Genomic DNA, 13,143 nt, shown 5'->3' with positions numbered 1-13,143 from the left:
GAAGCCCCATCACTTAGTGCGTCGACGAGGACCCGGGAGGGCTTGTGAACCCCATCGAAACCACCGCCGACGTGGTCGTCGTCGGGGCCGGGCCCGCCGGCCTCAACGCCGCCCGGCACCTGACCCGCGCCGGCCGCGACGTCGTCGTCCTCGAGGCCCGCGACCGCGTCGGCGGCCGCACCTGGACCGACGAGGTCGACGGCGTCACCCTCGAGATCGGTGGCCAGTGGGTCTCGCCCGACCAGACCGAGCTGCTCGGCCTGCTCGACGAGCTCGGCATGAGCACCTATCCCCGCTACCGCGAGGGCGAGTCCGTGTTCATCGGCTCCGACGGCGTCCGCTCCCGGTACCGCGGCGACACGTTCCCCCTGTCCGACTCCACGACCAAGGAGATCGCCCGCCTGACGGAGATGATGGACGACCTCGTCGCCGCCGTCGGGGCCACCGAACCCTGGGCCCACCCCCGCGCCCGCGAACTGGACACGATCTCCTTCCAGAACTGGCTGCGGCAGCAGTCCGACGACGAGGAGGCCTGCACCGCCGTCGCCCTCTTCATCGCCGGGGCCATGCTCACCAAGCCCGCCCACGCCTTCTCCACCCTGCAGGCGGTGCTCATGGCCGCCTCGGCCGGCTCCTTCACCAACCTCACCGACGAGTGCTTCATCCTCGACCGCCGCGTCGTCGGCGGGATGCAGGGCGTCTCGCAGGCCCTGGCCGCCGAGCTCGGCGACCGCGTCCACCTGTCCACCCCCGTCCGGACCGTCCGGCAGAGCGCCGACGGCGTCGTCGTGGAGTCCGACCGGGTGACCGTCCGCGCCCAGCGCGTCGTCGTCGCCGTCCCGCCGCCGCTGTTCTCCCGCATCAGCTACGACCCGCCGCTGCCGCGCCGCCAGCACCAGATGCACCAGCACCTGTCGATGGGCCTGGTCATCAAGGTCCACGCCACCTACGCCACCCCGTTCTGGCGCGAGCAGGGCCTGTCCGGCACCTGCTTCGGGACCTCCACCCTCGTGCAGGAGGTGTACGACAACACGATCCACGGCGACGACCGCGGGACCCTCGTCGCGTTCGTCGCCGACGAGAAGGCCGACGCGGTGTTCGCGCTGCCCGAGGCCGAGCGCCGCGCACGGGTCCTGGGGTCCATCGCGCAGTTCCTCGGCGAGCAGGCCCTCGAACCGATCGCCTACTACGAGTCCGACTGGGGCAGCGAGGAGTGGACCCGCGGCGCCTACGCCGCCAGCTTCGACCTCGGCGGCCTCGCCCGCTACGGCGCCGACCAGCGCACCCCCGTCGGCCGCGTCCACTGGGCCTGCTCGGACCTGGCCGCCGAGGGCTACCAGCACGTCGACGGCGCCCTGCGCTCCGGGCGCGACGCCGCCCGCGACGTCCACCTGGCCCTCGGGTGAGCGCCGACCGGCGGCGGTACGTCGTCGCCTACGACGGCGAGCGCGAGACCCTCCAGTGGGCCCGCAGCTTCGCCCGCTCCCTCGACGTCGCCCTTGACGTCGTGGTCGTCGTCCGCACCGACGACCCCTTCGCCGGGCCCTACCCGCCCGTCGGCGACGTCACCGGCGTCATCGCCGAGCAGGCGCGCGGCTGGGCGCAGGACGCCCTCGCCCTCCTGCGCGACGGCGACGACGACGGACCCGGCGTCGAGGCCCGCGCCGACGTCCGCACCGCCGCGTCGGTGCCCGAGGGGCTGCTCGAGGCCGCCGCCGAGACCGGCGCCGCCGCCGTCGTCGTCGGCGCCGCCAGCGGCCTCGGCGTCGGGCCGGTCGCCCGGACCCTGCTGCACGCCAGCCCCGTCCCCGTCGTCCTCGTCCCGCGCCGCGAACCCCGCGCCGGAGTCGAGGCGCTGTACGTGGCCGTCGGCACCCGGCCGGGCGCCACCGCCGTCCTGGAGGAGGCGTGGGAGGCCGCGGTCCGCACCGGGCTGCCGCTGCACGTCGTCAGCCTCGTCGAGCACGACGTCGAGCACGACGGCGACCGCGCACGGGTCGACCCCGACGCGGTGACCCGGGTCCAGGCCCTGGTCGAGGAGATCCGGGCGAAGGCCGCACCGGCGCAGGTGAGCGTGGAAGTGGGGCGAGGACGCACCATGGCTGAAGCAGTGAGCTCCATCGACTGGGCCGCCGGCGGCCTGCTGATCGTCGGGTCCGCCCGGCTCGCCCGGGGGCGGCAGACGTTCCTGGGACCCACCGCGGCCCGCATCCTGCGGCACGTCCCCGTGCCCGTCGTCGTCGTGCCCCGCCACTCCCAGCAGCGGGACGCCCGGTGACCGCCGCGCCCGAGCAGGAGTCCCAGCGGACCAAGGGCCTGGGCGGCGGCCGCGTCGGGATGCTCGGCGCCGTCGTCATCGGCGTCTCCACCATCGCCCCCGCCTACACCCTGACCGGCGCGCTGGGCCCCACCGCCTCCGCGGTCGGCGACCACCTGCCCGCCATCTTCCTCGTCGGGTTCATCCCCATGCTGCTCGTCGCGATCGGCTACCGGGCGCTGAACTCGGCCATGCCCGACGCCGGCACCACGTTCACCTGGGGCTCGCGCGCGTTCGGGCCCTGGATCGGCTGGATGGGCGGGTGGGGGCTGCTCGCCGCGACCGTCCTCGTGCTGTCCAACCTCGCCGGCATCGCCGTCGACTTCTTCTACCTCATGCTGGCCCAGCTCACCGGCGACGACGCCATCGCCGACCTCACCCGCAACGTCCCCCTCAACGTCGCGACGTGCCTGGTGTTCATGGCCCTGGCCTGCTGGGTGTCCTACCGCGGCCTGGAGGCCACCAAGGTCGTCCAGTACGTCCTGGTCGCCTTCCAGCTGCTCGTCCTCGGCTGGTTCGCCGTCGCCGCGTTCGCCCACGTCGCCGGCGGGACCGCCCCCGCCGGGCTGAGCATCGACCCCGGCTGGTTCAACCCCCTCGGCGTCGACTCGTTCTCCGCCTTCGCCGCCGGCATCTCGCTGTCGGTGTTCATCTACTGGGGCTGGGACGTCGTCCTGACCATGAACGAGGAGACGCAGGGGGAGCGCACCACCCCCGGCCGCGCCGCGCTGGCGACCATCGCCGTCATCGTCGTGCTCTACCTGACGATGGCGCTGGCCGTCCTGTCCTTCTCCGGCACCGGCACCGACGGGCTCGGGCTGGGCAACGAGGACATTCAGGAGAACATCTTCGTCGCCCTCGCCGGACCCGTCATGGGGCCGTTCGCGGTCCTCATGTCCCTGTCCGTGCTGGCCTCCTCGGCCGCGTCGCTGCAGTCGACCTTCATCTCCCCGGCCCGCACCATGCTCGCGATGGGCCACTACGGGGCGCTGCCGGCGAAGTACGCCAAGGTCAGCCCGCGGTTCCAGTCCCCGGGGTACGCCACGGTCGTCGCCGCCGTCGTCGCCTCGGTGTTCTACGCCGTGATGCGGGTGCTGTCCGAGGACGTCCTGTGGGACACCATCTCCGCCCTCGGCATGATGGTCTGCTTCTACTACGGCGTCACGGCGCTCGCGTGCGTCTGGTACTTCCGGGGTTCCTGGCGCGGCAGCGCCAAGGCGTTCGTGTCCACCTGCCTGGCCCCGCTCGTCGGGGGCGTCCTGCTGCTGGTGTTCTTCGTGCAGACCGCGGTCGACTCGATGGACCCGGCGTACGGGTCCGGCTCGCAGATCGGCGGGATCGGGCTGGTGTTCCTGCTCGGCATCGGCGTCCTCGCCCTCGGCGTCGTCGTGATGGTCGTGCAGTTCCTGCGCCGGCCGGGGTTCTTCCGCGGGCAGTCGATCCCGCGGGGGCGCAGCACCACCAGCGCCTGACCCGAGGACGCCGCCGCGATCACGCCCCCCCGCACGGACGCGTGATCGCGGCGGAGCGCGGTCAGTAGCCGTGGGCGAAGTCGACCACGTTGCGCAACGGGCTGCCGGCCAGGAACCGCCGGAGGTTGTCGCAGAAGATGTCCAGGCCCCTCGCCGCCGTGCCGGGAGTGGTCGCCCCGTTGTGCGGGGTGACGATCACGTGCGGTTCGTCCCAGAACGGCGAGTCCGGCGGGAGCGGTTCGACGGCGTGGGCGTCGAGTCCGGCCGCACCGACCTGCCCCGAGCGCAACGCTCGCAGCAGGGCCTCGTCGTCGGCGATCCCGCCGCGGGAGACGCAGACGTAGTGCGCGCCGCGGTTCAGCAGCGCGAACTGCTCGTCGCCGAGCAGGCCCCGCGTGGCGGGGGTGGCGGGAGCGCAGACGACGAGGACGTCGAGGCCGGTGAGGAACCGGGCCAGCTCGTCGGGGGTGTGCACGGTGTCGACGCCGGCGGCGGGGAGCCCCCGCCTGCTCAGCCCGACGACCCGCACCCCGAACGCCGCCGCGCGGACCGCGAGCTCCCGGCCGGCGTTCCCGAGGCCGAGGATCCCCATCGTGGAACCGAGCAGTTCGGGGTGCGTGCGCCGCTCCCACCGGTGCTCGCGCTGAGCCACCGCCCACGCCGGGGCGTCGCGGTTCAGCATGAGCGTCAGCATCACGGCGTGCTCGGCCAGCGGAATCGCGCCGTTGCCGGTCGAGGACGTGACGACGACCCCGGCGGGCAGCCGTGAGGGGTCGCGGGCGAACTCCTCGCCGTCCACGCCCGCGGCCCAGCTGTGCAACCACCGCAACCGGCCGTCGACCGAGGCGCGCGCCGGGCCGGACGTCGCCGGGAACTCGACGCGCGCTCCCGGGACGGCCTCGACGATCCCGCGGATCCGATCCCGGTCCCGTGCCGGACGGTCCCCCGACACCTCGACCAGCGTCACGCGAAGGCCTTCAGCCACCCGGTGCCCGCTTCCGACGGCACGTACTCGGCGCCGATCCACCCGGAGTACCCGGCGGCCTGCAGCGCAGGCAGCAGGAACTCGTACCGGATCTCCCCGGTGCCGGGTTCGTGCCGCCCCGGGTGGTCGGCGATCTGCACGTGGTGCACGTGCTCGGCGTACCGCTGGTAGGTCGGCAGCAGGTCCCCGCGCAGCACCTGGGCGTGGTAGACGTCGAACTGCAGACCCAGCTCCGGGCCCACCTCGCGCCGGACCTCGTCGGCGTCGGCCATCGTCGGCACCACGAAGCCCGGTACGTCCCGGTCGTTGACGGCCTCCAGGACGACCTGGACCCCCGAGCCGGCGAACACCTCCAGCGTCGCCCGCAGGTTGTCCACGAGCGTCGCCCGCAGCCGCGCGCGATCGGCGCCCCGGGGGGCCCGGCCGGCCAGGACGTTCACCGTGGGGCAGCTCAGCGCCCGCGCGTGCTCGAGGGCCCGGGGGAGCCCGGCGCGGTACTCCGCGACCCGGTCCGGCAGCGCCGCGATGCCCCGTTCCCCGGCCGCCCAGTCACCCGAGGGGACGTTGAACAACGCCAGCTCCGAGCCGTCGAGGGCGGCCCGCAGGTCCTCCACCGGGACGTCGTAGGCGCCGACGTACTCGACCCCGGTGAACCCGTCGGCCCGCGCGGCCGCGAACCGGTCCAGGAACGGCAGGTCCTGGTACAGCATCGACAGGTTGGCGCTGAACCTCACCGCAGCTCCCTCCACGTGACGTGCACGACCTCGAGCTGCCCGATGCGGTCCAGGACGACCTCGACCCGGCCGTCGGTGACAGCGGAGGGCGCGTCGGCGCCGGAGATCAGCAACCGCACCTCGTCGACCTCCTTGCCCTCCGGAACCCTGATCGAGACGGCGTACGGCCCGCTCGGGAGCACCTCCCGGTAGACGCCGCGCATCGTGAACGGGTTCGTGAGGTTGACGAGGAAGACGCCGCTCTCGCCGTCGTTCTCGTGCACGGCGACGTCGACGACGCCGGGACCGCTGACCCGGGCCCGGCCGTCGCCGCGCAACGCCCAGCGCACGGCACCGGCGAGCAGTTCGCCGTGGTCGGGCTGCAACGACTCCCAGAACAAGGAGGCGATGTCGAAGGCCAGGTAGACGGAGCGGCCGCCGCCGGGCTGCTCACGGGTGACCACGGCCGGGTCGCCCGGCGCCTCGCGGGCGTAGACCTCCTCCATGGGCAGGTCGGGGTAGTCGGGGACGAAGCGGAACGGGACCTCGGTGCCCTCGGCCTCCTCGACCCCGACGACGCGGGTGCCGCCGATGATGCGCTGAGCGCCGGCGTACGGGGCGTGCAGGTCGTGCTCCCCGGTCAGGGCCACGTAGTTGTTCTTCACCGGTCCGCGGGCCGGCTGCCGCAGTCGGACGCCCAGCACCTCGCCCAGTCCGAAGTCGCCGCGCGGTGTCCCCTCGGCGTCGGCCAGCGAGGTCTCGAAGGCGGCGACCAGCGATCCACCGTCGTGCACCCAGTCCCTGATCACGCTGCAGTCGGTGTCGCTGAGCATCTCGGCGTTGGCGATGACGAGGACCTCGAAGAGGTCGAGCTCGGCCCGGGTGATGCGCTGGTCGTTGACGAACTCGAACGGCAGGCCGGCTTCGACGAGGGCCTGGTAGACGCCGTGCCCGTGCAGGTCGTTGTCGGCGTGCATGACCTCCAGCGGGGCGCCGGCCTTGGCGGCCATCCGTCGGGTCGGGTCGAGGACGGCGACGTCCGCGCGGATCGACGTGCGAGCCAGCAGCTCCTCGACCCGTTCGTGCAGGACGAAGGCGTCGACGACCGGCTGCACCCAGCGGGTGTCCAGCACCTCGCCCTTGAACTTGGTGAACCACGGCAGCAGACCCTGGGCGAAGCCGTCGACGATCCAGGCCTGCGTCTCGGCGGGTGAGCCCACCGAGTCCTTCCACCGGTGCACCGGCTCCTCGGGGCCGACGGAGGTGATGAGCCCGACGGGCCGGTCGCGGAAGACGCTGCGGCTGCGCTTGCCGTTGCGGCCGGCCGACCAGGGTGCCTCGCTGCCGTGCCGGCCCTGCCGGTCGATGAACAGCATCGGGTAGTGCTCCTCGACCAGCTCGCGTTCGAGGTCCTGCACGGCGACCGAGCCGAGGTTGGGGAAGAACCGCACGTGCGGCTTGAGGTCCTTGACCGCGTCGTCCCACAGGCCCACCAGCCCGGAGAGCTGCTGGCGCCGCCAGCCGGGGTAGGCCTGCCACGCCGGGTCGTCGGGGGTGCGCGGGCCGCGCGGCAGGTGCAGCCCGGTGGCGTCGAAGAAGGACCGCTGCGCGGCCTCCGAGTAGGAGATGCCGTGACCCTGCCAGCGGTTGGCGAAGATGGCGTCCACGTCGTACTCGCGGACGATCTCGCGGGCCACCTCGGTGGTGAACTCCCGGTTGTAGGTCCCGAACGGGCAGGTCACGAAGATGCCGGGGAAGGCCCAGTGCTCCACGGGGTTGCCGTCCTCGTCCAGAGCCGCCCACTCCGGGTGCGCGGCGAGGGCGTCGGCGTGGATGGCGTGGGGATCGACGCGGGCCATGACCGCCATGTCGAGCGAGCGCGACGCTTCGACGAGATCGCCGAACGGGTCGGTGTCGCCCAGGGCGGCGCTGCGGTAGTGGTGGGGGATCCTCGTCGGGTAGAAGGCCATGTAGCCGCCGGCGCTGATGCAGGAGGCGTTGGACCGGCTGCGTCGCATCACGTCGGTCCAGAAGCCGATGTCCATGCGCCCCGGGTCGTCCTCGGTGAAGGTCACCTGCGTCCAGCGGGTCGCCGTCTCCCACCAGTTCAGCGGACGGGCCGGCGCCGGCGCCGGGTCCACGGCGGTCACTTCAGCCCCGTGGTGGCGATGCCGCGGATGAGGTACTTCTGGGCGACGACGAAGAAGAACAGGACGGGCACGAGCGACAGCAGGCTCATGGCGAACAAGGGACCGACTCCAGACTGGGTCTCGGCGTTGACCATGGTGTTCAACGCGACGGGGGCGGTGTAGACCTCGGTCGAGGTCAGGTAGATCAACGGCGTGAAGAAGTCGTTCCAGGTCCAGATGAAGGTGAAGACGGTCGTCGTGACCAGGGCCGGCTTCATGAGGGGCAGGATGACCGACCAGAACGTCCTGAAGGGGCCGGCGCCGTCGATGGCCGCGGCCTGGTCCAGCTCGCGCGGGATGGTGCGGATGAACTGCACCATGAGGAAGGTGAAGAACGCGTCGGTGGCCAGGAACTTCGGGATGAGCAGCGGGAAGTAGGTGTTCAGCAGGTCCAGCTGGGAGAAGAAGACGTACTGCGGCACGACCAGGACGTGCAGCGGCAGCATGACCGAGGCCAGCGTGATGCCGAAGTAGATCCGGCGGCCGCGGAACTGCAGCCTGGCCAGCGCGTACGCGGCCAGCGAGCAGGACACCAGGTTCCCGATGATGGAGCCGACCGTCACGAGCAGGGAGTTGAGGAAGAACGTCGAGAACGGTGTCCCCAGCGCGTCCCACCCGTCGCGGTAGTTGTCGAAGGTGACCTCGCTGGGGACGATCCCCGGCTGGGACAGGATGAGGTTCCCCGGTTTGAGGGAGCTGACGATCATCCAGATCAGCGGGTAGACCATTAGCAGCAGGAAGGCCGTCAGCAGGACGTGCTTGGGCCAGTCGCCGCGGCGGCGGGCGGGTCTGCCCTGGACCGGCGGGGTCGTCGTGGCCGGGGGTGTCGTCGTAGTCGCGCTCATCAGTTGTCCCCGTAGAAGACCCAGTACTTCGACAGCAGGAAGTGGATCGCGGTGACGATCCCGATGACGACCAGCAGCACCCAGGCCAGCGCCGATGCGTAGCCCATGTTGAAGTTCTGGAAGCCCTGCTGGTAGAGGTACAGCGTGTAGAACAGCGTGCTGTCCAGCGGGCCACCGCGGCCACCGGAGACGATGTGGGCCTGGGTGAACGTCTGGAACGCCCCGATGGTCTGCAGGACCAGGTTGAAGAAGATGATCGGCGTCAGGAGCGGGACGGTGATCGAGGCGAACTGGCGGACCCGGCCCGCGCCGTCGACCCTGGCCGCTTCGTACAGCTCCTCGGGGATCTGCCGCAAGCCGGCCAGGAAGATGATCATCGGCGAGCCGAACGTCCAGACGTTCAGCACCACGAGGGTGCCCAGCGCCGTCGAGGGGTTCTGCAGCCAGCTCTGCCCTTCGATGCCGAGCAGGGCCAAGCCGGAGTTGAGCAGCCCGTCGTGCCCGAACAGCTGCCGCCACAGGATGGCGACGGCGACGCTGGTGCCCAGCAGGGAGGGCAGGTAGTAGCCGCTGCGGTACAGCGCGAGCCCCTTCAGGCCGCGGTCCAGGATCATCGCCAGCAGCAGCGCGAACGCCAGCTGCAGCGGGACGGACACCAGGACGTACTTCAGGGTCACCGTCGCCGAGGCCCAGAACCGCTGGTCGTCGACCATCCGTTCGAAGTTCTCCAGGCCGACCCAGTTGGGCGCGTTGAGCAGGTCGTAGTCGGTGAACGACAGGTACAGCGAGGCCACCAGCGGGGCCGCCGTGACCAGGACGAGTCCGGCCAGCCACGGGAGCAGGAAGACGTGGGCGACCTTGCCCTGGCGACGCCAGGCGGCCGGCCCCTTGGTGAGCTTGACGTCGACCGACGGAGACGCCGCCACCGGCGGCGCGCTCATCGAGCGGCTCCCGTCGGCTCGGGCGCTGCGCTCACTGGGCCGCCCCCAGTTCGGCGTCGATCTCACTCATGATCATCTTGACGGTGTCGGTGATGCCCGTGGCCCCCGACGTCAGCGACTCCAGGCCGCGGGCCGTGATGGTGCGCCACGTCCCCGACCCGGGCGGGGCCTCGTACCGCGGCCGGCGCTCGGCGGCGGTCTCCCGGTCCACCAGGGCCAGCAGCTTCTGGTCGTTGGGGGAGGCGGTCGAGCGGACGGCCTCGAGGACCTCGGGGTTGGAGGGGGCGCCGATGCTCATGCCGACCAGCTCGATCATCCGCGGGTCGTTGAGGGTGAAGTCGAGCAGCGTCGCCGCGTCCTCGAGCTTGTCGTCGGGGGTCCGGGCGTACAGGCCGATGCGGCTGGGGTACAGGAACCGGTGACCGGGGGTGGCGTCGGGCGCGACGGGGGTCTGCCGCTGCTGGAAGTCGTAGTCGGGGAACATCTCGGCTTCGTCCACGATGTGGTTGGAGTTGGCGAAGGTGAGCAGGACCTTCTCACCCACGACGCTCCACTCCGGGTCCGGTCCCTCCTGTTCGGACAGGCTGAGGGCGGCGCCGGCGGTGCGCAGCGACTCCCACCACTCCAGGTACTCCTCCAGGACGACGGGCTCGAAGCCCAGCCGGCCCTCCTGGGACCACAGGTCCCCGCCGTGCTGGCGGATCCACGACTCCAGGCACATGTCGTTGTTGGCGCCGTAGGCCGCGCCGCGCAGGCCGGCTGGGTTGTCCGCGGAGAAGTCGAGGAGGAACTCGCGCAGGGCGTCCCACGTCCACGACGCGTCGTCCTCAGCCGGCAGCTGCGCCCCGGACTGCTCCAGGAAGGTCTGGTTCCAGCGGATGGCCGGGCTGAAGACCGAGCGGGGCATCGCGTTGAGCTGCCCGTCGATCCGGAAGCTGTCCAGCAGGTCGTCGGGGTACGGGGACAGGTCGAACGCGTCGAGGTCGTCGACGTTCCGGTACAGCCCTGCCTCCTGGTAGCTGAGCACCTGGGGGGAGGGGACCCAGAACAGTTCCGGGACGTTCCGGCCGGCCATCTGGACGGTGATGCGTTCCTGGAAGCCGTCGTAGTCGGAGAACTCGGGCTTGACGCTGATGTCGGGGTTCTCGTCGGTGAACACCTTCAGGGCCGCGGTGTAGTTCTTCTGGCGCACGCTGTCGCCCCACCAGGCGTACCGGACGCCGGCGGTGTCCGACCGGCTGGATCCGTTGCCGCAGGCGGCGACCCCGGGGGTCAGCAGCGCGGAACCCGCGAGCAGTCGGGTGAAGTGTCGGCGGTTCATGGAGTCTCCTGCATCTTCGTCGATGAGGTGGGTCGGTGCCGTCGCCGACGACGCTAGACCGGTCTGACTCGGTGCGTCAATGACACGTGTGTTCTTGTATGACAAGTTTACCGAAACGTGTCGATCCGGCGTTGAGGTCGCAGGCGTGACCGGATCCGCGCCGTACGTCCTCGCGCCGTCGACGGTGGTCGACGCCCTGCACGCCGAGCTGCGCGGGCGGATGGTCCGCGGGGAGCTGCGGCCCGGTGAGGTCGTCACCGGGGGCCGGTTCGTGGCCGACTACGGCGTGGCCCGGACGACGGCGCGGGGTGCGCTGGAGCGGCTGCTCAGCGAGGGGCTGCTCGAGCGCACTCAGCGGCGGACGCTGCAGGTGCGGTGCCCGGACCTCGAGGACATCTGGTGCGTCCGAGAGGGTCCGGGGTCGTCGGCGGTCCGGCGGCCGGCGCGTCGTGGTGTCGTCCCGGTGGCGGCGGCGCGAGCCCAGGCCGAGCTCGAGGCCCTGGTGGCCTCCCGCGCCGGTTCGGACGTGCGGCGTCGCGCCGACGTCGCGTTCCACGGCGCCCTGGTGGCCGGTGCGGGCAGCCCACGGCTGGACCGGCTGCACGGCTCGGTGCTGGTGGAGGTGCGCCTGGCCTCCCGGCTGCTCGTCGCGGCCTCCCCGGCCCAGGTCGGGCGGGTCGTCGCCGAGCGCGCGGCCGTCCTCGACGCCATCGCGGACGGGGACGAGGACCGCTCGGTGCGGGTGCTCGTGCACCGCCTGACCGGTGCGCGGCTGCGGAGCACCGGGAGCGGGTGACCTAGTCCGCTCCGAGGGCCACCAGCAGCTTGTCGCGCGCCGCGAGCAGGTGATCGGTCGTGCGCTCGGCGGCCAGTCGGGCGTCACCGGCGGAGATGGCCTCCAGGATGCCCTGGTGCTCGTCGGCGATCACCGTGCCGGTCAGGAGGTGGCGGTGCTGGACCTGGCCCATGCACAGGTGCGCCTCGGCCATGAGGAGCTCGTGCATGCGGTCCAGGCGACGGCTCCCCGTCGCCGTGACGAGGCGGCGGTGGAACTCCACGTCGGCGGCCGCGACACCCGCCGCCTCACCGGCGCCGGCGTGGGTGCGCAACCTCGTGTTCGCGGCGACGGCCGCGGCCGGGACCGTCCGGTCGGTGCTCAACCTCGCGTGCGCGTCGCGTTCGAGCAGGACCCGGCTGGCGTACAGGTCGTGCACGTCGTCGGCGGACAGGACCGGAACCCGGGCACCGCGGCGACCGTCGCGCACGAGCAGGCCCTCGGCGAGCAGTCGTTCCACCGCGACGCGTGCGGTCGGCCGCGCGACGCCGAACCGCGCGGCGACCCCCACCTCGGTGACGAGGTCGCCGGTCCCGGCGCCCTCGGTGACGATCCACTCGCGCAGGGCGGCCTGCACCGCGTCGGACAGCGACCGCGTCGCCAGGGGCAGGACCACGGTGCTCATGTAAGCGCACGGGGTCGCGGGCGTCACCTCCGCGGGACCGTCGGGCGGGTTCGGCTGTGTCACGATGACCGCCGTGACTGCCTTCGAACTGGCCACGTCGTCGCTGACGGACGCTCTGACCCGGTCGGTCACCGAGCGCATCGTCAGCGGCCAGATCGCGCCGGGGGAGAAGGTCACCGAGGCCCGGCTCGCCGGCGACTACGGGGTGGCCCGGCCCACGGCTCGTGCCTGCCTGGAACGACTGGTGGTCCTGGGGTTGCTGCGGCGCTCGGTCCACAAGACCGCCGTGGTGCCGGTCCTCGGGGTCCGGGAGATCGAGGACCTGTTCTTCACCCGGCAGACGGTCGAGGGTGCCGCCGTGGCCGAACTCGCGCGACGCTCCTCGGTCCCGTCGGCCGCTGAGGCCGCCCAGGTGGCGATCGAGGCCGCGGCGGCGGCTGAGGACTTCCGGGGCCAGGTCGCCGCGGACATCGCCTTCCACGTCGCGCTCGTGGAAGGGGTGGGCAGCGAGCGGTTGCGCCGCATGCACGAGCTGATCATCGGCGAGGTGCACCTGACGATGGGGCTGCACGAGGCGCACCGGACGACCTCGGGGCGCAAGGTGGCGGCTGAGCACGCCAGGGTCCTGCGGGCCGTGAAGGCCGGTGACGTCGCGAAGGCGCAGGACGCTCTCGCCGCCCACCTCGAGTCGGCCCGCCTCCGCGTCGTCGACCGGGCCTCCCGAACCGCCTGATCACCCCGTTCGGGACGAGGTGAGCCTGACGTCATCTCGTGTATGACACGAACGCTTGACAGGCTAGTTCGCGCGGTGGTGTGGGGGGGGGGCCGCCCCCCCCCCCCGCGTCCCCCACCGCACCGTGCGCTGTCGTCGGGCTGTGGACCGTCTTCACCCACCACGCG

General features: G+C 72.1%; 12 protein-coding genes. 5 read left to right on the top strand and 7 right to left on the bottom strand.

Translation table 11 applies throughout. The features are described 5' to 3' along the window. The first annotated feature begins 44 nt into the window (after window positions 1-44). The 3 genes from ACRYM6_RS15275 to ACRYM6_RS15265 are packed head-to-tail and all read left to right on the top strand — an operon-like array spanning window position 45 to window position 3,789. Complete coding sequence (locus ACRYM6_RS15275; protein WP_432543738.1) at window positions 45-1,406, top strand: flavin monoamine oxidase family protein; 1,362 nt, start codon at window positions 45-47, stop codon at window positions 1,404-1,406. Beyond that, window positions 1,403-2,278 (top strand): universal stress protein, encoded by an 876-nt coding sequence (locus ACRYM6_RS15270; RefSeq protein ID WP_432543737.1) that lies wholly within the window; start codon window positions 1,403-1,405, stop codon window positions 2,276-2,278. The genes ACRYM6_RS15275 and ACRYM6_RS15270 overlap by 4 nt, the downstream gene beginning before the upstream one ends. Window positions 2,279-2,337: 59 nt before the next feature. Then, window positions 2,338-3,789, top strand: coding sequence for an APC family permease (locus tag ACRYM6_RS15265; protein WP_432543800.1), 1,452 nt, complete (start codon window positions 2,338-2,340; stop codon window positions 3,787-3,789). A gap of 61 nt (window positions 3,790-3,850) precedes the next feature. Here the strand turns inward: ACRYM6_RS15265 and ACRYM6_RS15260 are convergent, their stop codons facing one another. Genes ACRYM6_RS15260 through ACRYM6_RS15235 form a run of 6 tightly spaced genes read right to left on the bottom strand, consistent with a single transcriptional unit; the run spans window position 3,851 to window position 10,783 of the window. Continuing rightward, window positions 3,851-4,756, bottom strand: coding sequence for a D-2-hydroxyacid dehydrogenase (locus tag ACRYM6_RS15260; protein WP_432543736.1), 906 nt, complete (start codon window positions 4,754-4,756; stop codon window positions 3,851-3,853). Further along, on the bottom strand, window positions 4,753-5,484 hold the full coding sequence (locus ACRYM6_RS15255) for a hydroxypyruvate isomerase family protein (protein ID WP_432543799.1): 732 nt from the start codon (window positions 5,482-5,484) through the stop codon (window positions 4,753-4,755). Before ACRYM6_RS15255 ends, ACRYM6_RS15260 begins: the two co-directional genes overlap by 4 nt. Before the next feature lie 20 nt (window positions 5,485-5,504). Then, window positions 5,505-7,628, bottom strand: coding sequence for a hypothetical protein (locus tag ACRYM6_RS15250; RefSeq protein WP_432543735.1), 2,124 nt, complete (start codon window positions 7,626-7,628; stop codon window positions 5,505-5,507). 5 nt (window positions 7,629-7,633) lie between these two features. Then, complete coding sequence (locus ACRYM6_RS15245) at window positions 7,634-8,521, bottom strand: carbohydrate ABC transporter permease (protein ID WP_432543734.1); 888 nt, start codon at window positions 8,519-8,521, stop codon at window positions 7,634-7,636. After that, window positions 8,521-9,462: a carbohydrate ABC transporter permease gene (locus tag ACRYM6_RS15240; protein WP_432543733.1), complete on the bottom strand. Its 942-nt coding sequence runs from the start codon at window positions 9,460-9,462 to the stop codon at window positions 8,521-8,523. The genes ACRYM6_RS15245 and ACRYM6_RS15240 overlap by 1 nt, the downstream gene beginning before the upstream one ends. A gap of 31 nt (window positions 9,463-9,493) precedes the next feature. Further along, window positions 9,494-10,783, bottom strand: coding sequence for an ABC transporter substrate-binding protein (locus ACRYM6_RS15235; protein ID WP_432543732.1), 1,290 nt, complete (start codon window positions 10,781-10,783; stop codon window positions 9,494-9,496). Between the two features lie 145 nt (window positions 10,784-10,928). Between ACRYM6_RS15235 and ACRYM6_RS15230 the strand changes: the two genes are divergently transcribed. Then, complete coding sequence (locus tag ACRYM6_RS15230; protein WP_432543731.1) at window positions 10,929-11,579, top strand: GntR family transcriptional regulator; 651 nt, start codon at window positions 10,929-10,931, stop codon at window positions 11,577-11,579. Window position 11,580: 1 nt separating this feature from the next. Here the strand turns inward: ACRYM6_RS15230 and ACRYM6_RS15225 are convergent, their stop codons facing one another. Continuing rightward, window positions 11,581-12,243: a GntR family transcriptional regulator gene (locus ACRYM6_RS15225; protein WP_432543730.1), complete on the bottom strand. Its 663-nt coding sequence runs from the start codon at window positions 12,241-12,243 to the stop codon at window positions 11,581-11,583. Between the two features lie 64 nt (window positions 12,244-12,307). On the opposite strand from ACRYM6_RS15225, the gene ACRYM6_RS15220 reads away from it, so the two are divergent. Further along, complete coding sequence (locus ACRYM6_RS15220) at window positions 12,308-12,976, top strand: GntR family transcriptional regulator (protein WP_432543729.1); 669 nt, start codon at window positions 12,308-12,310, stop codon at window positions 12,974-12,976. Window positions 12,977-13,143 lie beyond the last annotated feature (167 nt).

The organism is Kineococcus rugosus (genome assembly GCF_050871975.1).
GTDB lineage: Bacteria > Actinomycetota > Actinomycetes > Actinomycetales > Kineococcaceae > Kineococcus.
This window is presented reverse-complemented; position numbering and strand designations above follow the sequence as displayed.